19 protein-coding genes are annotated in these 23,142 nt (G+C 73.2%); 6 read left to right on the top strand and 13 right to left on the bottom strand.

All coding sequences use genetic code 11. From position 1 onward, the window contains the following. Positions 1-138 precede the first annotated feature (138 nt). Positions 139-900, bottom strand: a complete 762-nt coding sequence (locus ABEA87_RS29860) for an SDR family NAD(P)-dependent oxidoreductase (protein WP_345635255.1) — start codon at positions 898-900, stop codon at positions 139-141. 183 nt (positions 901-1,083) lie between these two features. On the opposite strand from ABEA87_RS29860, the gene ABEA87_RS29855 reads away from it, so the two are divergent. Both ABEA87_RS29855 and ABEA87_RS29850 read left to right on the top strand, forming a co-directional pair. Further along, positions 1,084-2,037, top strand: coding sequence for a PrsW family intramembrane metalloprotease (locus ABEA87_RS29855; RefSeq protein WP_345635253.1), 954 nt, complete (start codon positions 1,084-1,086; stop codon positions 2,035-2,037). A gap of 51 nt (positions 2,038-2,088) precedes the next feature. Further along, on the top strand, positions 2,089-2,778 hold the full coding sequence (locus tag ABEA87_RS29850) for a GNAT family N-acetyltransferase (protein ID WP_345635252.1): 690 nt from the start codon (positions 2,089-2,091) through the stop codon (positions 2,776-2,778). 158 nt (positions 2,779-2,936) lie between these two features. Here the strand turns inward: ABEA87_RS29850 and ABEA87_RS29845 are convergent, their stop codons facing one another. The 4 genes from ABEA87_RS29845 to ABEA87_RS29830 all read right to left on the bottom strand — a co-directional run bounded on the left by ABEA87_RS29845 (position 2,937) and on the right by ABEA87_RS29830 (position 8,263). Then, the gene (locus ABEA87_RS29845; RefSeq protein WP_345635251.1) at positions 2,937-3,137 is read right to left on the bottom strand and encodes a hypothetical protein; all 201 of its coding nucleotides are present in this window, start codon (positions 3,135-3,137) and stop codon (positions 2,937-2,939) included. 146 nt (positions 3,138-3,283) lie between these two features. Beyond that, on the bottom strand, positions 3,284-5,956 hold the full coding sequence (locus tag ABEA87_RS29840) for an ATP-dependent Clp protease ATP-binding subunit (protein WP_345635249.1): 2,673 nt from the start codon (positions 5,954-5,956) through the stop codon (positions 3,284-3,286). Between the two features lie 232 nt (positions 5,957-6,188). After that, positions 6,189-7,091, bottom strand: a complete 903-nt coding sequence (locus ABEA87_RS29835; protein WP_345635247.1) for an LLM class F420-dependent oxidoreductase — start codon at positions 7,089-7,091, stop codon at positions 6,189-6,191. 149 nt (positions 7,092-7,240) lie between these two features. Then, on the bottom strand, positions 7,241-8,263 hold the full coding sequence (locus ABEA87_RS29830) for an ROK family protein (RefSeq protein WP_345635245.1): 1,023 nt from the start codon (positions 8,261-8,263) through the stop codon (positions 7,241-7,243). Between the two features lie 65 nt (positions 8,264-8,328). Between ABEA87_RS29830 and ABEA87_RS29825 the strand changes: the two genes are divergently transcribed. Beyond that, the gene (locus ABEA87_RS29825) at positions 8,329-9,732 is read left to right on the top strand and encodes an acyl-CoA synthetase (RefSeq protein ID WP_345635243.1); all 1,404 of its coding nucleotides are present in this window, start codon (positions 8,329-8,331) and stop codon (positions 9,730-9,732) included. Positions 9,733-9,800: 68 nt separating this feature from the next. On the opposite strand, the gene ABEA87_RS29820 is transcribed toward ABEA87_RS29825, so the two are convergent. From ABEA87_RS29820 to ABEA87_RS29800, 5 genes are all read right to left on the bottom strand, one after another. Then, the gene (locus ABEA87_RS29820) at positions 9,801-11,621 is read right to left on the bottom strand and encodes a glycoside hydrolase family 6 protein (RefSeq protein WP_345635242.1); all 1,821 of its coding nucleotides are present in this window, start codon (positions 11,619-11,621) and stop codon (positions 9,801-9,803) included. A gap of 226 nt (positions 11,622-11,847) precedes the next feature. Further along, entirely contained in the window at positions 11,848-13,119 is a 1,272-nt protein-coding gene (locus ABEA87_RS29815; protein WP_345635240.1) for a sialidase family protein, read from the bottom strand. Further along, positions 13,112-13,621: an RNA polymerase sigma factor gene (locus ABEA87_RS29810; RefSeq protein ID WP_345635238.1), complete on the bottom strand. Its 510-nt coding sequence runs from the start codon at positions 13,619-13,621 to the stop codon at positions 13,112-13,114. The genes ABEA87_RS29815 and ABEA87_RS29810 overlap by 8 nt, the downstream gene beginning before the upstream one ends. Positions 13,622-13,821: 200 nt before the next feature. Next, on the bottom strand, positions 13,822-14,481 hold the full coding sequence (locus ABEA87_RS29805; RefSeq protein WP_345635236.1) for a 4'-phosphopantetheinyl transferase family protein: 660 nt from the start codon (positions 14,479-14,481) through the stop codon (positions 13,822-13,824). Next, positions 14,478-15,365, bottom strand: coding sequence for a metallophosphoesterase family protein (locus ABEA87_RS29800; protein WP_345635235.1), 888 nt, complete (start codon positions 15,363-15,365; stop codon positions 14,478-14,480). The genes ABEA87_RS29805 and ABEA87_RS29800 overlap by 4 nt, the downstream gene beginning before the upstream one ends. A gap of 402 nt (positions 15,366-15,767) precedes the next feature. Here ABEA87_RS29800 and ABEA87_RS29795 point away from each other — a divergent pair, with 402 nt between their 5' ends. From ABEA87_RS29795 to ABEA87_RS29785, 3 genes are all read left to right on the top strand, one after another. Next, on the top strand, positions 15,768-17,885 hold the full coding sequence (locus ABEA87_RS29795; protein WP_345635233.1) for a hypothetical protein: 2,118 nt from the start codon (positions 15,768-15,770) through the stop codon (positions 17,883-17,885). Positions 17,886-18,113: 228 nt separating this feature from the next. Then, on the top strand, positions 18,114-18,953 hold the full coding sequence (locus ABEA87_RS29790; RefSeq protein WP_345635231.1) for an alpha/beta fold hydrolase: 840 nt from the start codon (positions 18,114-18,116) through the stop codon (positions 18,951-18,953). Further along, a complete protein-coding gene (locus tag ABEA87_RS29785) occupies positions 18,950-19,330 on the top strand; it encodes a GntR family transcriptional regulator (protein ID WP_345635230.1) in 381 nt (126 codons plus the stop codon). The genes ABEA87_RS29790 and ABEA87_RS29785 overlap by 4 nt, the downstream gene beginning before the upstream one ends. A gap of 40 nt (positions 19,331-19,370) precedes the next feature. On the opposite strand, the gene ABEA87_RS29780 is transcribed toward ABEA87_RS29785, so the two are convergent. The 3 genes from ABEA87_RS29780 to ABEA87_RS29770 form a co-directional block, all read right to left on the bottom strand. Beyond that, positions 19,371-20,840: a glycoside hydrolase domain-containing protein gene (locus tag ABEA87_RS29780; protein ID WP_345635228.1), complete on the bottom strand. Its 1,470-nt coding sequence runs from the start codon at positions 20,838-20,840 to the stop codon at positions 19,371-19,373. Between the two features lie 440 nt (positions 20,841-21,280). Continuing rightward, on the bottom strand, positions 21,281-22,633 hold the full coding sequence (locus tag ABEA87_RS29775; RefSeq protein ID WP_345635226.1) for a WD40/YVTN/BNR-like repeat-containing protein: 1,353 nt from the start codon (positions 22,631-22,633) through the stop codon (positions 21,281-21,283). Beyond that, positions 22,617-23,114: a SigE family RNA polymerase sigma factor gene (locus tag ABEA87_RS29770; protein WP_345635225.1), complete on the bottom strand. Its 498-nt coding sequence runs from the start codon at positions 23,112-23,114 to the stop codon at positions 22,617-22,619. The genes ABEA87_RS29775 and ABEA87_RS29770 overlap by 17 nt, the downstream gene beginning before the upstream one ends. Between the last annotated feature and the right edge of the window lie 28 nt (positions 23,115-23,142).

Below are 23,142 nucleotides of genomic sequence, written 5' to 3'. Positions count from 1 at the left end.
CCGCCCCGGGCTCCCTCCGAAGGCCGGCTCGACTACCGCCGGAGGCCGGCTCGGCTGCCGCCGGAGGCCGGCTCGACTACCGCCGGAGGCCGGCTCGGCTGCCGCCGGAGGCCGGCTCGACTACCGCCGGAGGCCGGCTCAGCTACCGCCGAACCGGCCGGCGAGTCCCCGGTACACGCCGGGCAGCGCGCCGCGCACCGCCACCGGCAGCCGCAGCCAGCGGGGCGCGTACGCCTCGGCCCGGCCGGCGACGATCGCCCGCACCATCGCCTCGGCGACCGGCCCGGGCGGCAGCGGACGGGGCCGCTGGCGCTGGTACGGCTGGCCGCGGCGATCGAAGAACCGGGTGTCCACCACGCCCGGCACCAGCACCCCGACCCCGACGCCGCTGCCCCGCAGCTCGAAGCGCAGGCTCTCGGCGAAGGCGTCCAGGCCGGACTTTGTCGCCGAGTACACCGCTTCGCCGGCCACCCCGGTACGGCCGGCGATCGACGTGACGAACATGAGGTAACCGGCGCCGCGCTCCAGCATGCCGGGCAGCAGGGCGCGGGTCAGCCGCAGCGGCGCGGAGAGGTTCACCGATACCAGCCGCTCCAGGTCCTCGCCGGTCATTTCGCCGAACGGGCCGGCCCAGCCGGCGCCCGCATTGTTGATCAGAATGTCGACCCGGCCGTACGCCTGGACGGCCTCCCGCGCGATCCGCTCGACCTGCTCCGGCGCCGCCGCCAGCTCCCCCCGCAGCACCACCCCGTCCACGCTCTCGGCGAGGCTGGCCAGCGCCTGCTCGTCCCGGCCGTGCAGGATGACCCGCGCGCCGAGTTGGGCCAGCCGGATCGCGGTGGCCCGGCCGATTCCCGAGGACGCGCCGGTGACCAGGGCAACGCGGTCGTTGATCCGCATGCGGGCACAGTAACCCGCGGCCCACCGCCCCTCCGGCCGGGCACCCCCCTACGGAAAGCCGGGCGGGCGCACCACCGACACCGGCGCCCCTGGTGAAGCCCGCGGGCCCGGGGGCATGAGGCCCGCCTGGCCGGGTAACCGGGCCGGGTAGTGCCCGCTCGCGTCACGAAGGGGACCAACCGCGTGCAGCAGCCCGCCCTGCCCATCCAGCCCCGGCCGACCTGGAACTGGAAGCGGGTCTTCGTCGTCGGCCTGCTGCTGTGGCTGGCCACGGTCGTGGTGACGCTGCTGACCAGGAACCCCGTGCTGGTACCCACGCTGGTGCTGCTGGGCAGCTTCCTGGTGCCGGTCTCCTTCGTCACCTGGGCGCTGCAACGATGGCGCGACGAGCACGTGACCACGGAACTGGTGGTCCGGGCGTTCGTGGTCGGCGGGGTGCTCGGCATCCTGGCCGCCTCGCTGCTGGAGACCTACCTGCTGCACCCCTCGCCGTGGCTGTTCGGGGGCGTCGGGCTGATCGAGGAGGGGGTCAAGCTCGTCGCCCTGCTCCTGATCACCCGGCACATGACCCGGCGGCACACGCGCGACGGAGTGGTACTGGGCGCCGCCGTCGGCTTCGGCTTCGCCGCGCTCGAGACCGCCGGGTACGCGTTCAACGCCACGCTGACCGTGCGCGGGCTGTCGCTGTCCGCCCTGGTACAGACCGAGCTGCTGCGCAGTGTCGTCGCGCCGGTCGGGCACGGGCTGTGGACGGCGATCCTCGGCGGCGTGCTGTTCCACGGGGCGGCCCGGGGGCGCTGGCTGACCGCCCGGCTGGTGCTGGCCTACCTGTGGGTGTCGCTGCTGCACGCGTTCTGGGACGGCTCACACGACCTGGCGGTGCTGGTGACGTTCCTGCTCACCGGCAGCGATCGGCAGGTGCGGCTGCTGCGCGTCGGGTACCTGCCGTCGTCGACCGCATCGCAGACGATCCTGTTCACCACGCTGTCGATCGCCGCGCTGGTCGGCGTCTCCCTGATCGGCCTGGCCACGCTCTCGAGAGTGTGGCGCAGCGGTACCGACGATGTGGACCATCCGGACGGCTTCCCTTACGCCCATTACGGCCCGGTGGGTCCGACCTGGCCCCCAACCGCATAACCGGGAATCTCGGTTGATCCGGCCGGGCCTGATCCGGTAGGAACGCTACCCATGCTGCGTGGCGAAAAGGTGGCACTGCGCGCCCGGCGCGAGGCCGACATTCCGATCCTGTACGCCGAACTCTATGAAGACGTGCTCACCCACGCGAGGTCGGACGGGAGGCCGTGGCAGCCGATCCCGCCCACCGCGCCCGGAGCGCCGTACGCGATCGCCGAGGCGTCCTCCGGCGCCGCGCCGTTCTCCGTGGTGCTCCTGCCCCGCGAACCGGCCGGCGCCGAGGCCGGCCCGGCGAGCGGGGGCGGCGCCGCGAGCGAGGGCGGCCCGGCGAGCGAGACCGACGCCGGAACGGAGACCGACACCGGAACGGAGACCGACACCGCGCCCGAGGGCGGCGGCGAACCCGAGGGCGGCGGAGAACCCGAGGGCGGCGGCGAACTGGTCGGCGAGGCGGTGTTGTGGGGCATCGACACCCACAACCGCAGCGCGCACCTGGGCATCTCGCTGCGGCCCAGGTTCCGCGGCCAGGGCCTGAGCGCGGACGTGGTACGGGTGCTGTGCGCGTACGGCTTCCGGATCCGGGGGCTGCACCGCCTGCAGATCGAGACCCTCGCCGACAACACGGCGATGATCGCGGCGGCGCTGCGCAACGGCTTCGAACGCGAGGGCGTCCTGCACGGGGCGGCCTGGGTCGACGGCCGCTTCGAGGACGAGGTCATCCTCGGCCGCCTGGCCGACGGCTGACCCCGATCGCGGTCCGGGCCGACGGGAGGTCGCTCCCGCGGGCCCGGCCTCCGGGGCACCAGCTCACTTCCGGGCTCCGGCTCACTTCCGGGGCCCCGCACACTTCCGCAGGCCCTGGCTCACTTCCGCGGGCTCCGGCTCACTCCCGGAGGCCCGGCTCACTCACGCAGGCTCTCGGTGGTCGGCGTCCCGGACTTGTCGTGCGGCGCCTTGCGGCGTGGATCGCTGGCGCTGCGGGCGGTCGACGCCTCGTCGGCCCAGCCGCTCTTGTCCTCGTCGTACGTCTCGTCCTGGTCCCCCGCCACCTGCGCGGGGCGTCCGGCGGGCTCCCGTTCGGCGTCCCTGCCGTGCTCCCTCATCCTGCTCTCCCTCCGTTTCCGGCTGTCCTCCCCGGCCCGGTCCCCGGCATCCCTGATCGGCGTCCCCGATCTCCCGGCGTCCCCGATCCCGGCGTTCGCGATCCCTGCGTCCCCGATCTCCGGCGTCCCCGATCCTCGGCACCCGGTCACCGGTTGGCGCCGGCCGGCTCCCGTTTGGCGGCGTCGGCCTGCCCGGGCGCCTGGTCGATGTCGAAGCGCAGCGTGCTCTCGGAGACGTCCACGGTGACCCGCTGCCCGGCGCCCAGCCGGCCGTCGAGCATCATGCTGGACAGGTGGTTGTCGATCTCGCGCTGGATCAGCCGGCGCATCGGCCGGGCACCGAACTCGGGCTGGTATCCGTGCTCGGCCAGCCAGTCGATGGCCCCGTCGGTGACCTCCACGGTGATGCCCTGCGCGTGCAGCCGTCGCTGGGTGTGGCCGAGCAACAGGTGGGTGATCTCGCGCAGCTGCTCCATCTCCAGGCGCTGGAAGATGATCACTTCGTCGATCCGGTTGAGGAACTCCGGCCGGAACTCCTCCTGCAGCCGACGCATGAGCTGGTCGCGCACCCCGGGGTCGTCCGCGCCGCCCTCGCCGGTAGCGCCGCCGTCGAAGCCCAGCGGCTGGCGCCGCCCGACGATCAACTCCGAGCCGAGGTTGCTGGTCATGATCAGGACCGTGTTCCGGAAGCTCACCGTGCGGCCCTGGCTGTCGGTCAGCCGGCCGTCGTCGAGCACCTGCAGCAGGATGTTGAACACGTCCGGGTGCGCCTTCTCGATCTCGTCCAGCAGCACCACGGAGTACGGGCGGCGCCGCACCAGCTCGGTGAGCTGGCCGGCCTCCTCGTACCCCACGTAGCCGGGCGGGGCGCCCACCAGCCGGCTGACCGTGTGCCGCTCCTGGAACTCGCTCATGTCCAAGCGCACCATCCGGTCCTGGTCGCCGAAGAGCGTCTCGGCCAGCGCCCGGGCCAGCTCGGTCTTGCCCACCCCGGTCGGCCCGAGGAACAGGAAGCTGCCGATCGGGCGGTCCGGGTCGCCGATGCCGGCCCGGGAGCGCCGCACCGCCTCGGACACCACCTGGACCGCCTCGTTCTGGCCGACCACCCGCTCGTGCAGCTGGCTCTCCAGGCGCAGCAGCCGCTCCCGCTCCTCCTCGGTGAGCTGCCGGACCGGAATGCCGGTCTGCCGGGACACCACCTCGGCGACGTCCGCGGCGGACACCTCCGGTACCGCCGGCCCGCCGCCGGTGGCCTCCGAGATGGCCTGCTGCGCCTGGGCGATCTCGTCGCGCAGCGCCGACGCCCGCTCGTACTGCTCGTCGGAGACCGCCTGGTCCTTGTCCCGGTTCAGCTGCTCGAGCCGGCGCTCCAGCTCGCGCACGTCGGCGGCCGGCGTCTTGACCCGCAGCCGCACCCGGGCACCGGACTGGTCGATCAGGTCGATCGCCTTGTCCGGCATGAACCGGTCGGTGACGTACCGGTCGGCCAGCTCGGCCGCGGCCACCAGCGCCTCGTCGGCGAAGCGCACCTGGTGGTGCGCCTCGTACCGGTCGCGCAGGCCCTGCAGGATGGCGATGGTGTCCGGCACGGTGGGCTCGGGCACCATGATCGGCTGGAAGCGCCGGGCCAGTGCCGCGTCCTTCTCGATGTTGCGCCGGTACTCGTCCAGCGTGGTCGCCCCGATCACGTGCAGCTCGCCCCGGGCCAGGGCCGGCTTCAGGATGTTGCTGGCGTCCATGCCGCCCTCGCCACCCCCGCCGGCGCCCACCACCGTGTGCAGCTCGTCCAGGAAGACGATCAGTCCATCGCCGCTGTCCCGGATCTCGTCGATCACCCGCTTGATCCGCTCCTCGAAGTCACCCCGGTACCGGGTGCCGGCGACCATGCCGACCAGGTCGAGCTGGATGACCCGCTTGCCCTCCAGGGTGCGCGGCACGTCCCCGTCGGCCACCCGCTGGGCGATGCCCTCGACGATCGCCGTCTTGCCGACCCCGGCCTCCCCGATCAGCACGGGATTGTTCTTGGTCCGCCGGGACAGGATCTCGATGGTCTGCTCGATCTCGTCGCCCCGACCGACCACCGGGTCGATCCGGCCCTCCCTGGCGAGTTCGGTCAGATCCTGGCCGAACTGGTCCACGGTGGGGGTACGGCTCGGCGGCGGCGTGGACGGCGTGGCCGGAGTGGGCGCGGGAGTGCCTCGTTCGGAGGCGGACAGCAGGGACTGCGGCGCCACCCGGGCGCCCGACAGCAGCCCGCCCGCGGTCGACTCGGGGTTGAGCGCCAGCGCCGTGAGCAGGTGCTCCGGCCCGATGTACGACGAGCCGGTGGCCCGGGAGATCTGATGGGCCTCGAGGAACGCCCGCTTGGTCGCCGGGGTGAGCGCCAGCTGCCCGGCGGGCTTGCCGGAGGGGTGCTCGGCGGGGATCTCGCTCGGCGTCTGGGTCACCTCGGGCGGCTCGTCCCGCCCGGCGCGGTCCTCCCGGCCCCGGTCGCCGCGCCCGTCCCTGGCCTGGATGCGCCGGTCCAGCTCGCTGCGCAGCGCCTCCGGGTCGGCCCCCGCCTTACGCAGCAGGTCGCACAGCTGGTCCCGGCTCAGGGCCGCCCACAGCAGGTGGTCGGTGTCCAGGTCCGGGCTGCCGCTCTCCACCGCGCGGCGGGCCGCGTCGATCACCAGTTGCCGGGCCGGGCCACTCATCAGCCGGTTGATGTCCACCCGGTGGACGGGCCGGCGGTTCGGGCCGGAGCCGAAGAACCTGCTGAAGAACTCGTCCCAGGAGCTCGGGTCCGCGCTGCCCGGGTCCCATGGTCCACTACTCATGCGACCGCTCCGCCCGCCGAGGGGCCGGGGTGCCCGGCCGGCGTGCCCGCCCGCGTGATTCGCTCGCCCACGTCCGCTTCCTCCTCGCGCCGCGCCCGACCGGCGGGCCGGCGTCCGCCGAGATGCCCCTGCGCTCGGGGTTACCCCGGCATTCGAGGTCAAACCCCGCCGAGGGGGCCGTCCTGCGACACCGGATGCCGCCGGCGGTCGGCGCGCGGAGGCGGGCGGCGGATCAGACGAGCGCGGCGGCCAGCTCCCGCCACTGGTTCCGGGCGAGCCCGCCGGTGCGGGCCGCCGAGTCCACGTCCGGGGTCACCACCTGGACGCACACGTGGTCGGCCCCGGCCTCCCGATGCTCGCCAACCCGGGCGAGCACTCCGTCCGGGCCGTCGATGCCGTACGCGTAGAGCGCGTCGACCAGCCGGTCGCTGCCGCCGCCGGACAGGTCCTCGTCGGTGAAGCCGAACCGCTTGAAGTTCTGCGCGTAGTTCGGCAGTACCAGGTAGTAGGACAGGTGGTTGCGGGCGATCGCACGGGCCGCGGCCCGGTCGGGCTCCAGCACCACCTTCTGCTCCGGGGCCAGCAGCGGACCCGAGCCCAGCACCCGCCGGGCCAGCTCGGTGTGCGCCGGGCCGGTCAGGTACGGGTGGGCGCCGGCGCTGCGCCGGGCGGCCAGCTCGAGCGCCCTCGGCCCGAGCGCGGCGAGCACCCGCCCGTCGGCCGGCACCGGGTCGGACGCGGCGTCCAGCCCATCCAGGTAGTGCGCCAGTTCGGACAGCGGGCGCTGGTAATCCCGGCCCAGCCGCTCCACGGCCGGCGCGTGGCTGGCGCCCAGGCCCAGCAGGACCCGGCCCGGGTAGCGCTGCGCCACCCGGTGCAGGCTGGCCGCCACGTCGGCGGCCGGGTACGCCCAGATGTTGATGATCCCGGTGGCCAGCACGATGCGCCGGGTGGCCGCCAGCAGCTCCTCGACCAGCCCCAGGTCGCCGGCGGCGTTACCCAGCCACAGCGCGCCGTACCCGAGCTCGTCCAGCTCGACGGCGGCCTCCCGGCGCTGCTGCTCGCGCCCGGGGCCGTCGCCGGACCAGACGAACGAGGGACTCCAGATGCCCACCGGGCCGAGGTCGATATCCACCGTGGCTCCTCACCGCGCGCCGGATGATGATGCTTCCGCGTCACCAACCAACCTAACGGATCACCGAGGCGCCGCCGGCCGGCGCGGAAAGCCCGGTGGGAGAGCTCCCCTCCGCCGCGCCCCGGCTCCGGCCGCGCGCCCCGGGCGGCTCACGCCACCGACATGGTCTCCAGTGCGGCCAGCGCCGCGCCCCGCGCGCCGGCCATGTCCAGGTCCGGTACCAGCGCGAACGCCGCCACCTCGCGCTGCTCGTCGCGCAGCGCCGTGTTGGCGCGCACGGTGTCCAGGAACCACTGCCGGAAGTGCGGCTTGGCCTCCACCACCCCGCCGCCGACGAAGTACGCGCCCGGGTCGGTGAAGTTCGCGGCGATGTTGAACAGCCGGCCCAGCGCCATCGCCTGCTGCTCGAAGATCTTCATGGCCAGGTCGTCGCCGTCCTCGCCGTGGCCCCGGACCAGCTTGGCCGCCTTGCCGCCGGGCACCTCCGCCAGGGTGTGCCCCGGGAAGCGGGTCAACCAGTACGGCAGCAGGTTCTTTTCGATGCCGGTCAGCGACGCGACGCTCTCCGCGTCGCCGGACAGGCCGCAGTTGCAGTCGGGCATGGGCTGGCCGTCCTCCAGCAGCCCGTCCATCGGGATGGTGACGTGGCCCAGCTCGCCCGCCATGCCGGCCGCGCCGCGGACCACCTGACCCGACTCGATCACCCCGCCGCCCAGCCCGGTACCGATGATCGCCGAGATCGACGAGTTTCTCGCCGCGTCGGCGCCGAAGTAGACGAAGTGCGCGTACAGGGCGGCCGCGTTGCCGTCGTTGTTGTACACCACCGGGATGCCCAACCGCTCCTGCAGCGCACCGCGGAAGTCGTACCCGCGCCACTGCGCGTTGGCGAAGTTGGTCGACCCTTTCGACGAGATGACCCCGTCCGCGCTCGCCGGCCCCGGCGTGTCCAACCCGACGGCGAGCACCTGGTCCCGGGCTATGCCGGTCAGCTCCAGAATGTTGTCCGTCGCCCGGACCAGCGCGTCCACCGCGACCGCCGGGCCCTCCCGCACCAGACTGGGCGTCTCGACCAGCCGGTCGACCACGAACGCCCCGGACGCGTCCAGCACCGTCGCGTTGTTCATGGTCCCGCCGTTGTCCAGACCGATCACCACCGGCCCCGATGTCACCATGGCATCCCCTCACTCGCGCCGACCCATACTAGGGCCAGGGGCCGGCGACCGTCATGATGGCTGCCATGGATCTATTACCAGCCTTGGCGGGCCGCTACCCCGACCGTCCAGACGCGGTACGGGTGGGCCCGGATCAGACGTCGTGGGAAGGCCTGCTCGGGGCCGCCACCGCGGTTGCCAACCGGATCGCCGGCGCGCCGTCGGTCGCCGTACACGCCCAGCCGTCGCTGCGGACCGTGGTGGCGGTCGTGGCCGGGCTGCTGGCCGGGGTGCCCGTGGTGCCGGTGCCGCCCGACGCCGGGCCGATGGAGCGCGACCATCTGCTGTCCGACTCGGCCGCCTCGCTGCTGCTGGCCGCCGATCCGCCGCCCGGCCCGCTACCGGTGCCGGTGCTGCCGGTGGACCTGGACGCCCGGTCGGCGACCCGGTACCCCACCCCGGACGGCGCCGCCACCGCGATGATCCTCTACACCAGCGGCACCACCGGGGCGCCCAAGGGCGCGCTGCTGTCCCGCGACGCGATCGCCGCCGACCTCGACGCGCTGGCCGACGCGTGGGACTGGACGGCCGAGGACACCCTGGCGCACGGTCTGCCGCTCTACCACGTGCACGGCCTGGTGCTCGGCGTGCTCGGCGCGTTGCGCACGGGATCCCGGCTGGTGCACACGGGCAAGCCGACCCCGGCGGCGTACGCGGCCGCGGGCGCCAGCCTGTACTTCGGGGTGCCGACCGTGTGGTCCCGGATCTGCCAGGATCCGGCCGCGGCCCGCGAACTGGCCGGCGCCCGGCTGCTGGTGTCGGGCAGCGCGCCGTTGCCGGCACCGGTGTTCGAGCGGCTGCTCGAACTGACCGGTCACCGCCCGGTCGAGCGGTACGGGATGACCGAAACGCTGATCACGGTCAGCGCCCGGGCCGGCGGGCCGACCTGGCCCGGGGCGGTCGGCACCCCGGTGGCCGGGGTGTCCACCCGGCTGGCGGACGAGCGGGGCGAGCCGGTGCCGGCCGACGGCCAGTCCATCGGCGAGCTGCAGGTGCGCGGCGCGACGCTGTTCGCCGGGTACCTCAACCTGCCCGAGGCGACCGCCGCGTCGCACACCGCCGACGGGTGGTTCCGCACCGGGGACGTGGCGACCGTCGACGCCGACGGAGTGCACCGGATCGTCGGCCGCTCGTCGACCGACCTGATCAAGAGCGGCGGGTACCGGGTCGGCGCGGGCGAGGTGGAGAACGCGCTGCTGGCCCACCCGGGCGTGCGGGAGGCGGCGGTGATCGGGGTGCCGCACGCCGACCTGGGCCAGGAAATAGTGGCCTACGTGGTGGCCGGCGCGGGGGACGTCTCCCCCGGCGAGCTGATCGACTTCGTGGCCAGCCAACTGGCGGTGCACAAGCGCCCGCGCACCGTACATCTGGTGGAATCGTTGCCGCGCAACGCGATGGGCAAGGTGCAGAAGAAGCAGCTGGCCCGCTAGCGGAAATGGCGGTCCCTGGTGCGGTCGCCACGACCGCACCAGGGACCCGTCAGGCGATGATCGATCAGTTACGACAACGGCGGGTACGCGTTGGCCATGAGCTGCTGGAACTGGGCGGAGAACCAGTGCCCGGACAGCGGCGCGTTGGCCAGCGCGCCCGTCGGGTTGTTCTGGTTGAGGACGTTGCCGCCGTACGTCGGGTCGCACATCCGGTCGAAGCCCTTGCCCTCGTCGTTCGGGATCTGCGAGCTGGCCCCGTCGGACTCGCCCGGCGGCTTGATCCAGACGTACGCGTCGATCCCGGCCGGGCCGGGCGCGGCCTTCGGCCGCTCACCCAGGCCGGCACCGCTCTGGTTGCACCAGTTGCCGGCGTGGATGCGCCTGTCGATGCGGGAGTTGTTGACGAAGGTGTTCACGTCCGTCGAGGTGCTGGCTGCGGTCGGCCGGGCCGACCCACCCCACCCGTCGCGGGAAGTGTCGATGAGCATGCCGAGGCTGGACGGGAACCCATCCGAGATGAGCTGGTTACGGAATGCCTGACTGTAGCCCAGCTCGTCCACGTAGAAGTTCCAGTCCACCCAGGTGGACTGGCGGACCGAGGTGCCGTTCACGGAGGTGTTGATGTTGAAGTACGGCTCTTGCAGGGCACCGTAGTTAGCGGTGTTGTCGATGAAGCCGTCAACACTGGCGAAGCCGTTGGTGGTGCCGCGCACGACGCTGGTCATCAGGGTGGCCGCCGGGGCGAAGTTGGAGTCCCAACCCAGCCAGGCGTGGTGCCCGATGTCCAGGTAGTTGTAGATGTTGTTCGCGTGCAGCTGGTTCAGCGCGTACTGGATGCCCTGCACGTAGGCGCCGCTGGAGTTCGCCTCGGCACAGGTGGCGATGCTCAGGTTCGTGACGAGGTTGGGTAGCGAGTCGTCCTCGACCACGTTGACGATCCGGAGGCTGGCGTACTTCGGGTCCTTCATGATCGCGGCGATCGGGTCGATGAACTGCGTCTTGTACTTGTTGATGCCGTCATTGGCCACCGTCAGCTCGCCGTTGGAGGCCAGGGCGGCGCAGTCGCGGTCGGGCAAGTCGTAGACGACGAACTCGATGACCACCGGCTGGTTGCCGGTCTGCTGCGCCAGGGCGGCGTCCAGATGGGCCCGCAGGCCCATGGCGCCGTCGGCACCGGCGATCGCGGCGATCCGGTCCAGCCACACCGCGGTCGAGCTGTTGGATACCCTGCTGCCGCCCGGCTCGGAGTTGGCCTCGGCGGACCACTCCGGGTTGACGTACCCCTTCGCGCCCACGTACGGGTTGTCCACGTGCGCCGGGCAGTTGGTGGTGCACGGGCCGGTGGTCGGCGACGGCGAGGTGGTGGTCCGCGACGGCTGCGGCGACGCGCTCGTACGCGACGGCTGCGGCGACGCGCTGGTGCGGGACGGGCTCGGCGAGGAGCCGACGCTGCCGTTGCAGGTCACGCCGTTGAGCGTGAAGCTGGTCGGGTTGGTGTTGCTGCCCGTCCACGAGCCGTTGAAGCCCATCCCGGACGCCGTGGCGCCGGTGGCGATGCTGCCGTTGTAGGACAGGCTGGTGACCGTCTCCGTGGTGCCGGACTGGCTGAAGGTGCCGTTCCAGCCTTGCTGGACGCTCTGGCCGCTCGGCCAGGTCCACTTCAACGTCCAGCTGCTGATCGGGTCACCGAGGTTGGTGATGGAGAAGCTGGCGCCGAAGCCACCGGGCCACGAGTTGGTGACCTGGTAATTGACCGAACAGCCGGTCGCCGCGCTGGCCTGGGTGGCCGCGGCGACGGCGAGCCCGGAGCCCAGCACCAGCGTGGCGGCGAGTATCGCCGCCCGGCGCAGGCGCGGGCGGCCGGCCCCGCGTACCGAAACGAATCTCATGCGCTTACTCCTTGGGAGGTGTCTGCCTCCGGCCGGCGAAACGGGCCGGGACGATGCGGCACGTGCCGGTCGCGCCGGTGCTGGCGCGGTCGGCTGGCTGGTCACCTGTCCGTTGCCGGACTGCCCAAGGCGACCAGGATTTCGCTCGGATCCCAAGCGCGAATGTGTCCGTCATCATGGCATGGGAACGCTCCCATAGCAAGAACCACGTCCATGCGCCAGCCTCTCAACCGAGTGGCAGCGGGCGCTGCCGCCAGGACTGGCCGCCGTCCTCGGTGGCGTACAGGGTGCCCTGCTCGACGTAGACGCCGGTGCGCCCGTCGATCGCGACGAACATCGGGTCGGCGCCACCCGCGGCGTCGCCGGTGACCGCCACCCTGGTCCAGTGCGCCGCGTCCGTCGTGCGGTACAGGTCGGCCCGGGGGCCGGTGCGCCAGGCGACGGTCGAGGAGACCGGCATGAGGTGGGTGCCGTACCCGTCCGGCTCCAGGGCGCCGCGCGATTTCCAGGTGCGCCCGCCGTCGGCGGAGACGACCAGCTGCTTGAGCTGCCGACCACTCGCCGGTGGGGCGGCGCAGGTCCCCCAGACGCTTCCGCCGGGCGCCGCGCTCAGGGTTTCGAACGGCGAGTGCGGGTACGCGGTGCCCGCGCACGGGTCGTCCATCGCGCTCCAGTGCCCCCCGCGATCGCCGGTGAGGTACCAGGTGGCCGGCGAGTCGCCGGTGAGTACCGCGGCATTGTCCGCCCCCAGGGCCGCGAGCGCGTCGATGGTGCCGCCGGGCGGCTGGGCCCCCGTCGCCACGGGCTGTCCACCGCCGGTGGCCACCGCGACCGAGCTGCCCCGGGCGATCCAGGCGGTGCCGCCGGCCATTTCCGCGTAATCGCCGTCGCCGGCGTCGCCTCCGCCGAGCATCGCGCTCCGCCAGGTGCGGCCGCCGTCGGTGGAGCTGTTCACGGCCGCGTCGCCGATCAGCCAGAGCTGGGCGTCGCTGGCCGCCAGCAGGATGGTGCCGGCGGGTCCGTCCGGGTACCCGACGGTGGTCCAGTTGCGCCCGAGGTCGCGGCTGCGCAGCACCGCGGCGCCGGTGTGCGCGCCGGCCGCGGAGCAGCCGGACAGGCAGCCGTTCGTGGCCGCGAACAGGACGCCGGACGGGGCGGCGGTCATCGCGGTGACGGCGGCCGGCGACCCTGGCGGCACCACGGCCGGCGGCGACCCGGCCGGCGCCGACGCGGCAGTCGGCGGCGTGGCTGGGGCGGACGGCGTCGGCGACACGGCCGGCGACGGGGTGCCCTGCGGGCCGGTCACCGGGGTACGGGCCGGGGACAGCAGCGCCGCGGCGGACACCGTACCGCCGAGGACCACCACCAACGCGGTCAGCGCGGCCCCGACGGTCCACGCGGTGCGCCGGCGGCGCCGTGCCCGGATAGTCACGAACGATGGCTGGCGAACTTCCTCCTCCAGCCGGTCACGCAGTCCGGCGAAGTCCGGCTCAGGCACTGCGCTCGCCTCCCTTCATCGATTCCTCGCCGAGCATCCGAGCCAGTGCGGCGCGACCGCGGGACAGCCGCGCCTTGACCGTGCCGACCGGCGATCCCACGCGTGCGGCCACCGCGTCGATCGGCAGGTCGGCCAGGTAGTGCAGGACCAGCGCCTCACGCTGCTCGAACGGCAGCCGCCGCAGCGCGCCGAGCAGCGCCATCCGTGAGTCGACCCGGTCCGGCCCGTCGGTCGGCGGCCCGTCGGACGCGTGCAGCCGGGCGACGGCCCTGCGCGCGGCCAGCACCCGCCGCCACCGCGACCGCACGATGTTCACCGACACCCGGTACAACCACGCCTCGGGATCGTCGACCACCGCCCGCCGGCCGGACAGGCCCAAGGCCCGCACGAACGCCTCCTGCACGGCCTCCTCGGCCTCGGTACGAGAGCCGGCTATCGCGGTGAGCAGCGCGACCAATCGCCGGTACTGGCCGGCGTACAGCTCCTCCCACCCGGTGTCCACTCGCCATCCCTCCGTCGATGCGCCCCGCGGCGCGGGGGCCGTGACGGACAGACGACGTTCCGGCCCGGCGAAAGGTTGCGCGGCGTCCGCCGCGATTCGGATTTCTCAGTCCGGCACCGGCGGGCCGGCACCGGGCCCCAACCCGGTGCCCCGCCGCGGACCTGCCGCCCGCGGCGGCCACCCCGGTCCGCGGCCCGCCGTCACGGCGTCGACGGCAACGCGATAGCCGTGATCAGCAGCCCGTCGCGGGCCATCCAGCGGCCGACGAACCCGCCCAGCCGCCGCCCGCCCACCACCGGCCCCGGCACCAGCAGCCGGGCGTCGAACGTGCCGTCCGGCCGCGGCGTGACGTCCGCCTCGGCGAAGTCCAGCCAGCGCACGGTCAGCGGGAACCACGCCTTGTACACCGACTCCTTGATGCTGAACAGCAGCCGGTCCCAGCACACGCCGGGCACGTCGACGGCCAGCCGCTCGAGCCTGGGGCGCTCCGCTTCGATCGTCACGGAATCGAGCACGCCGCGCGGCATTGGCGCGTTCTGTTCGGCGTCGATGCCGATGGCGACGATCCGGTCCGCGTGCGCCACCGCCGCCGCCCGGTATCCGGCGCAGTGCGTGATGCTGCCGACCACGCCGGACGGCCAGCCCGGTGCGCCGCGCGGGCCGGGCAGGATCGGCACCGGCGCGAAGCCCAGCGCGGCCAGGGCGGTGCGCGCGCAGACCCGGGCGGTGGCGAATTCCCGGCGGCGCTTGTCCACCGAGCGGCTGATCACCGCCTCCTCGTCGGAAAACAGAACCGGCCGCGGCTCGTCCTGGAACGCCTCGACCGCCGACACCCCGGCCGGCAGGATCTCCTCGATCATGCCGGCGTCCCCGGCGTCCCCGCCGTTCGCGCGGCCGAGTCCATGGGTGGCGGCAGGATCTGGCGCGGGCGGCCGGGCTCGCCGCCGCGCGGGCGCCACTCCCGCGGGTACCCGAGCGAGACCTCGATGAAGGGCACCCCGTCGCGCCAGATGGTGCGCGGGATGTGCAGGTGGCCGTAGACCACGGCGGCGCACCGGAACCGCAGGTGCCAGTCGTCGGTGCGCTCGGTGCCGCACCACTGCGCGAACTCGGGGTAGCGCAGGACTCTGGTCGGCTCCCGGATGAGCGGGAAGTGGTTGACCAGCACGGTGGGTAGGGCGGTGTCCCGCTCGGCGAGCCTGCGCTCGGTGAACGCCAGGCGCTGCGCGCACCACGCCTGCCGGCTCGGGTACGGGTCGGGGTGCAGCAGGAACTCGTCGTTGCACACCACGCCGACCTCGTACGCCCGGTCCAGCGCAGCCTGGCGGGTCGGGTACCCCTCCGGCCGGAACGTGTAGTCGTACAGCAGGAACAGCGGCGCGATGGTCACCGGGCCGCCCTCGCCACGCCACACCGGGAACGGGTCCTCGGGCGTGACCACCCCCAGCCCCCGGCACATCCGGACCAGTTCCTGATACCGGGCCTGCCCGCGCAGCTTCACCGGGTCGGTGGGGGTCGTCCACAGGTCGTGATTGCCCGGTACCCACACCACCCGCGCGAAACGGGTGCGCAGCACGCCCAGCGCCCATTCAATGTCGGCGAATTTCTCGCCGACATCCCCGGCCACGAGAAGCCAGTCATCGGGCGATTCCGGAGCGAGCCGCTCGACGATCCGTCGATTGTCCGCATACGAAACGTGCAAGTCGCTGATTGCCAGCACCTTGCCAGCGCGGTCGACGGTCATGCGCCAATGCTACGGACAGCGGGCGCCGCCCGGGGTCCCGCGCCCGCGCACGCTGGGCAGACAACCCGGCAGCCCTTACCCGCCAACGGAATCCACGCCTTCACGCACCGCTTACCCGGTAGGAAACCCGTGTGACCACGACACTTGCGCCAGGCAAGCCGGCGTCCGGTGCCCTGAATCCCAAGCCACACAAGCGAAGCGCGCCCACCAGCTCGCTACCGGTGAGCGATCAAACACGTCAAGCAAGATAGTTACAAAGGCGTGACACGCGCGTGCTGCCGAGTATTGTCACTGGCCATGTGGAACAACTGACGGCATCGACCGGAATTTATACATACAGTGGCCGAGCCATTACCCGTAACGCCTTTTCGTGATCCGGAGTCTCCCTGAAAGGGCCGAGAGTTGTCTGCCCACAAGCGCAACGACGAGGACATCGTCGACTTTGTGCGGAGCCTGAATCCGCGGCGGGAACGCGAATCCCGACGCCGATCGCCGGGACGCCGGCCGCGGCGCCCCGACCCCGGGCCCGCGCCGCGACGCTGGACCATCCCGCTGATCGCCATCGCCGGCGTGCTGTTCGCCACGGGTGGCGGCATCGCGCTCGCCGCATCGAGTACGGACGACCCGACCGAGGTGGACTGCACCCTGCAGGTGCCCGCCAACCCGCTCTCCGCACAGGGCCTGGCCACCCCGTACCGGCTGGTGACCCCGTCCTGCCACGAGTCGGACGACGGCACGTCCGCGTTCGTTCAGGCCGCCGTCCTCGACCCGGCCACCGGCGCCGTCTCCGTGTACAACCCGGTGGTCGTGGACCAGGACAGCGCGCCCGCCGCGCCGCCGGTGGTGCCGCGACTGCCCGCCGGCGCGGTGGTGGGCATCTGGTTCGGGTTCAACGGTGACAACCTGACCCTGGCCGGCACGGACGGCAGCCTGAGCGCGGGCTCGTGCGTCAACGGCCTCGACGACTCGATATTCGGGCAGTACGCCTACTGCGACGCACCCGCGTTCTACACCGCCGCCAACGCCGCCATCGCCGCCGGCAAGCTCACGGTGCCGCCGCTGGGCACCGCGAAGGACGGCGAGCCCTGCCCCACGACCCGCGACTTCGGCATCGTGGACCAGGACCAGAGCGACAACGTCACCACCTCGTACCTGTTCCTGCCCGACGGCGGCATCGCCCAGAACACCGCGGCGAACCAGGCCGCACTGGCCCCCAAGGGCGCCAAGGTGGAGGTCAACGCCAGCGACAACGGGCTGCTGGACAGCTTCGTGGCGCCCACGCTGGGCTGCGCGCCCTTCCAGGCGCCGGACCTGGCCGACCCGGGCAGGACGGTGCCCGCGCTGCCGCTCAACGAACTGCAGGCCGCCGCGTTCCAGGGGGCGCCCGTCGCGCTGGTGCCGACCAACGACCCGATGGTGCTGGTCGACGGGAAGACCAGCGTGCGCAAGACCAACCTGTACCGGGCCGGGGTCAACATGGGCCCGATCGACACCAGGGTCGAGACGCCCGAGGCGTACTGCCGCAACATGGTCGCCATCGGGGTCGACCGGATCAACCTCGACCGGCAGCTGACCCTGCGGGTGGACTCGCCGGACGCGGGCGCGGCCAACAACCTGTTCACGTTCCTCGCCTCCCGCCTGAGCGAGAGCTTCGGCGAGCTGAACTGCGGTGACCTGCTCGGCACGCGCGATCCGGTCACCGTGGTCACCAACGCGGACGGCGTGGTGGTCGACGCGCGCCTCACCCCGACCGTGCCGCCCTCGGCGTCACCGTCCGCGACGTCACCGTCCATGTCACCGTCCACGGCGCCCGGCGGCGGCACCCGGCCGCCGGCCAGCGCCCCGCCCAGTCACCCGGCCCCCAGCCACCCGGCGCCGAGCCACCCGGCCCCCAGCGCCAGCGCTCCGGGCGGCGCGGCACCCAGCACCTCGCCCACGCGTGGCGCGACCACGGCACCCACCCACGGGGCGACACACGCCCCGACCATGGCGCCCGCCCACGCGCCGACTACCCCGACCCCACCGCCCGCCCTCGCCGCGCCGCTGGCCGCCGGCACCAGCGGCGGCGTCGGCGGCCGCGCCAACGGCGGCTCGGGCGGCGGCACGAACGGGGGCGGCTCGACGGGCGGCGGGTCATCGGGCGGCGGCACGAACGGCGGCTCCTCGGGCGGCGGCTCCTCGGGCGGCGGCAACGGGGCCGGCCAGGCGCCGGTCGCCAGGCCGGCCGGCAACACGGCCACGGCGTCCGCCCCGGCCAGTGCGATGCCGGCGGGCGCGGGCCCGGCCGGAGCGGGCCCCGCCGGCTCTGCCGCGCCGGTACCGACGCTGACGCTCGGGCCCATGCCGCTCAAGGCGAAAGCGGCGGCCGGCACCGGCGGGGCGGACTCCACCGGCGGGTCGATGCCGCCGATCAAGCTCGCCGGGATGGTGCTGCTCTCCGGCGGCGGCGTGCTGATCATCGGCATTCTGATCCGTGGGCTGATCAACCGGCGCCGCCGGTACCGGTTCGCCGAACTCTGACGCCTGGGCACCCGGCCACCTGGGCACCCGGGCAACCAGGCACCCGGCCACACCGTCCGGGCTCGCGCCGCAGTTCCACGGCGCGGGCCCGGCATCGGGCGCGACAACTCCCGGCGCGTCGGCGGTCGGGCCGCGAGGCGGCTTGGGCGAGGCGGCTTGGGCGAGGCGGCTTGGGCGAGGTGCGGGCCCGGCCCGCGCCGGGGCACCGATCCGGGGCACACTGGAGCCGTGTACAGCCAGATCACCGCTCATCGCGGAGTAACCAGATCCGTCGCGCTGCCCTCCGCCCGCGTGGCGTTCCTGGACCTCGCGCCGGCCGGCCCCGCTCGGGGCACCGCCCTGCTGGTGCCCGGCTTCACGGGCGGCAAGGAGGACTTCGCGCCGATCCTCGACCCGCTGTCGGACGCGGGCTTCCGGGTCGTGGCGGCGGACCTGCCCGGCCAGTACGAGAGCCCCGGGCCGCGCGACCGCACGGCGTACACCCCCGACTGGTTGGGCTCGGTGGTCAACGAGCTGGCCAAGAGCCTGGACGACGAGCGGGTGTTCCTGCTCGGTCACTCGTTCGGCGGGCTGGTCGCCCGGGCCGCGGTGATGGCCGCCCCGAAGCGGTACCAGTCGCTGGTGCTGCTCTGCTCCGGACCGTCGGCGATCCAGGGCGCCCGGCGGGAGACCATGGCGCGGCTGGAACCGTTCGCCCAGCGGGGCATGCCGGCCGTGTACGCGGCCCGCCTGGAGGTCTACCCTCCCGATCCGACCGCCCCCGAGAGGCTCACCGCGTTCCTGCGCGATCGCTTCCTGGCCTCCAGCCTGGACGGCCTGTTCGGCATGTCGGATGCGCTGCTGCAGGAGCCCGACCGGGTGGACGAGCTGCGCGCCACCGGGGTGCCGGTACTCGTCTGCTTCGGCCAGGACGACGACGCGTGGCGGCCCGCGCTGCAGCGCGACATGGCCACCCGGCTCGACGCCACGGTGGTGGCGATTCCCGGCGCCGCCCACTCCCCCGCGATCGAGCGGCCCGAGGCGACCGTGACGAGCCTGGTGGCGTTCTGGGCCGGAGGCACCGTGTGATCACTATCGACACGGACTCACCGGTGCCGCCGTACGAGCAGGTGCGCGCGCAGTTCGCCCGGAACATCGGCGACCGGAGCCTGGCCGTCGGGACCCGGCTGCCGACGGTACGGGGGCTCGCCACCGACCTGGGGCTGGCGGTGAACACGGTGGCACGGGCCTACCGGGAGCTGGAGGAGGCCGGCCTGGTCGTCACGCGCGGCCGGGCCGGCACCTTCGTGGCCGCGGCCGGCAGCCATGGCCGGCAGCGGGCGCTTCAGGCGGCGCAGGAGTACGCCGCCCTGGTCCAGCGCCTCGGCATCGACGGCGAGGAGGCGCTGGACATCGTGCGCGCCGCGCTGCTGGCCCGGCCCAACCAGCCGCCGACCGGCGGCTGACCGCGGCGGCCCCCGGCGGGCCCGGCAGGGCCGGCGGATCTCAGTTCGCGATGCTCCCGCCGAGGCTGGACCAGCTGGCGTTGGGCAGCTCGCGCTGCAGCGAGCTGTCCGTGCCGCGCGCGTAGACCTGCACGCTGCCGACGGAGTCGAGCAGGGCCACCGGATCGCCGGCGATGGTGCCGCCCATCGACGACCAACCACCACCCGACGGGTCCACGTGCCACAGCACATTTCCCGCGCGGATGTAGATCTGAATGTGGCCGGCCGGATCCAGGACCGCGATGGGGTTGCCGGCGACCCAGCCGCCCATCGACGCCCAGCCCTTCCCCGCCACGTCGACGTGCTGCAGCGAGTTGTCGCGGCCGCGCACGTAGATCTGGATGTTCCCGGCCGGGTCCAGCAGCGCGCACGGGTCACCGGCGATGTCGCCGCCCATTGACGACCAGCCACCACCCGACGGGTCCACGTGCCACAGCGTGTTGCCCGACCGCACGTAGATCTGCGTGTGGCCGGCCGAGTCCACCACGGCGGTGGGGTTGCCGGTGATGGCACCGCCCATCGACGACCAACCGGCGCCGGACGGGTCCACGTGCTGCAGCGAGCTGTCGGCGCCACGCACGTAGACCTGGACGCCTCCGGCCGGGTCCAGCACCGCGCACGGATCACCGGCGACGTTGCCGCCCATCGACGACCAACCGGCGCCGGAGGGGTCCACGTGCTGCAGCGAGTTGTCGCTGGCCCGCACGTACAGCTGGACGTGGCCGACGGAGTCCAGCACCGCGGCCGGGTTGCCGCCGATGTTGCCACCCATGGGTGACCAGCCGTTGCCGCATGGGTCCACATTGGACATCGTGTTGTTGGTGTTGCGCGCGTACGCCTGCACGTGGCCGTCGTCGGCGCGCACCAACCAGCGGTTGTACGCCGTCCCCAGGTTCTCGGTCAGCGAGCCCCACTGGCCGAAGTCGGCGGCCATCGCCTGGTTGGCGTCGCACTCCGCACCGCCAACGGTGATCCCGTTCTGCACCTGGCGCAGCTGTGCCCGGCTGTCCCAGTGCCCACTGGACCACGCGTACGTCTGCCAACCCCAGACAATCTTGCCGGCGCCGAACAGCCGCTGGATCACGTTGTACCCGCCGTAGCCGCCGGTGCGGCCCAGGCCGAGCACGGAGGCGACGCCGTCGAAGTAGGAGTTGATGGCCGGCTGCTGGGAGCTTGACGCGTCGAAGTCAACGCTGAAGTAGATCGGCCGGCCGGCGGGCATCCCGCATTGGTCGGCCTGGGTGCTCGCCTGCTGCGCGTCGGTGACGCCCTGTGAGTATCCGTTGAGCGCCGCGTTGGACGTGGCCTCCCAGTTGCAGACGATGTCGAGGCCGGCGGCGATGAGCGAATCGGCCTCGGAGCGGGTGAGGTTCTTGGCGGCGGTGCGGCTGAGGTACCGGCACACAAAGGTGTATCCGGCCGACCGGATCGCGGCCGGACTGGGGTGTTCCCAGGCGTAGTCAATTCCCATGCGACTCATGACACGCACGATTCTGACGGCATCGAACACTGACCGAATCGCGCCGATCCAGCAGTATCGAACACCGCCGCAGTAAGGGAAGCCAAGTCGACCTCCGCGGCAATAGTTCGGTTCGGTCGCCCTCATCGTCATCCCATTCGACGGCGGGTGTCAATGGCTGCGGACGGTCGCCGAGCCAACACATCTCCGCTGGTCAGAGCCGCTCGGGACGAGTACCATGGCATCCACTGTGGACGCCTGATCGCCGACGCGTGACGCCGGTACGACGGCTGCCATACGGGTAAAGATTTGTCATTATCGTGTTCGACCACAGCGGCGCCAACACGCCGCGGAACGCAATTCGTGAAATCGGCTCGGTAATCGCACCCGACGCGGATCGCCCACGCACTGGGCTCGCCGATCGCACCGGCGCGCCGAGGCGACCTGGCGCGTCAACCGAACCGGCGCGCCGTCCAGGTCCGGCCGGCGTCGGCGGTCAGATACATGGTCGGCGACGCCCCGAAGACGAGGGCCACCCCGTGATCGGCGTCAGTGAAGCCGACGTAGGAGAAGCCGTCCGGGCCCGGTGTGTCCAGCGCCGTCGACCAGGTCGCGCCGCCGTCGCGGGTCACCCGCACCGGCATCCGCTGCCCGGCGAGGAACACGTTGGATCCCGACGCGGCCAGCGAGGCCACGTACCCGGCCGGGTCCAGCGCCCCGGTCGTCGCCGTCCAGGTCTGACCGCCGTCGGACGACGTGAACGCCTGCTTGTCGGAGGCACCGTCGGCGGGCGGGCCGGCGCACACCACGACCAGGCGCCGCTCGTCCGAGGCGGCCAGCACCTGGGCGGCCTCGTGGTCCTCGGGGCACGGCAGGGTGCGCCGCTCGGCAGTGCCGGCGGTCATGGACAGCAGTTCGTTCCCGCCGCCGTACGCGTAGGCGTCGTGCCCCTGTACGACCAGCCCGGCACCGCCGGAGTCGGCCACCTTGGCGAACGAGTCGCTGCCGGTGGTCGCGGAATACACGGCGTGGGCATCGCCGACACCCGCCCCGGTGGTCACCCAGACCCGGCCGGCCGCGGCCTCCACGGCCACCGCCGTGGGCACCGACGTCACCCGGTGCCAGGTCGCCCCGCCGTCGTGCGTCGCGTACAGCACGCCGGACACTCCGCCGGGATCCTTGGCCACCAGCGGCGCCCGGGCCACCACCCAACCGTCGCGGGCATTGGCGAACCGGATGTCCCCGACGTAGGCCGCGTTGCCCGGGGCGGGCACTCCGACCCAGGTGCGACCGCCGTCCCGGCTGCGCACCACCGCCGGGCACTCGCTCCACGGCTGGGCCGACATGCACGGCGCGTAGCCCAGCGCCCAGGCCGAGGACGTGCTGATGAAGGTGATGGACTCGGCCTCGAAGCCGGGCGGGACCGGGCCGGCGGCATCGGACGGGGAGTTCGAGACGCTGGGCGACGGCGCCGCCCTGGTCGGGGCGAAGGTGGCCGGGGCGCCGCCGATCCCCCGGCCGACCGCGGGGGCGCTCGGGGGCGGCGGCGAAGCCGCGCGGGTCTGGGAGGCCGTCACGTCGTGGCTGGTGTCGGGCCGCCCGGACAGCGCGTAGCCGCCGACCGTGCCGGCGACCACCAGGGCCACGGTGGCCACGCCGACCACCAGCCGCCGCCGGTACCGGGCCGCGTACTCGCGCCGCGCGGCGAGTGCACCGGCCGGCCGTACCCGCGACAGCGTGTCCGCGCGCAGCGCCTGGAAGTGCTCGCGCAGCAGGCTGTCATCGCCGTCATCCCACGGATCCACGCTGTATCTCCTCAACCGGATCGCTCAGGTCCTTCAGCAGGGCGGCGCGGGCCCGGTGCAGCCAGGAGCGCACCGTGCTCTCCGGCACGCCGCACTCCTGAGCGATCTCGTTCGTGCTGAGATCGGCCAGGTAGAACAGCGCCACCGCGCGCCGTTGCTTGACCGGCAGGCGGGCCAGCGCCGCGGTCAGGGCCACCCGGTCCGGGTCGGGCCCGGCGACGGACTCGACCCGCTGGCGGGCGACGAACCGCAACGCGGTGCGGGTCCGCCGCCACCGGCTGATCGCCAGGTTCCAGGCCACCCGTCGCACCCAGGCCACCGGGTCGTCGTAGCCGATCAACCGATCCCACCGCCCCCACGCCCGGCAGAACGCCTCCTGCACCACGTCCTGCGCCTCGGCGAAGTCTCCGGTGCCGGCCTGCAACTGCACGACGAGCGGACCGAAATGCGCCGCGTAGAACTCATCGAAGCTCCCTGACAAACGTCCTCCCCCGCAAGCCAGTCGCTTC

This window comes from Rugosimonospora acidiphila, assembly GCF_039543385.1.
In the GTDB taxonomy this organism is placed as follows: domain Bacteria; phylum Actinomycetota; class Actinomycetes; order Mycobacteriales; family Micromonosporaceae; genus Rugosimonospora; species Rugosimonospora acidiphila.
Note: the sequence above shows the minus strand (reverse complement) of the source record. Positions and strands in the feature narration are given on the sequence as shown.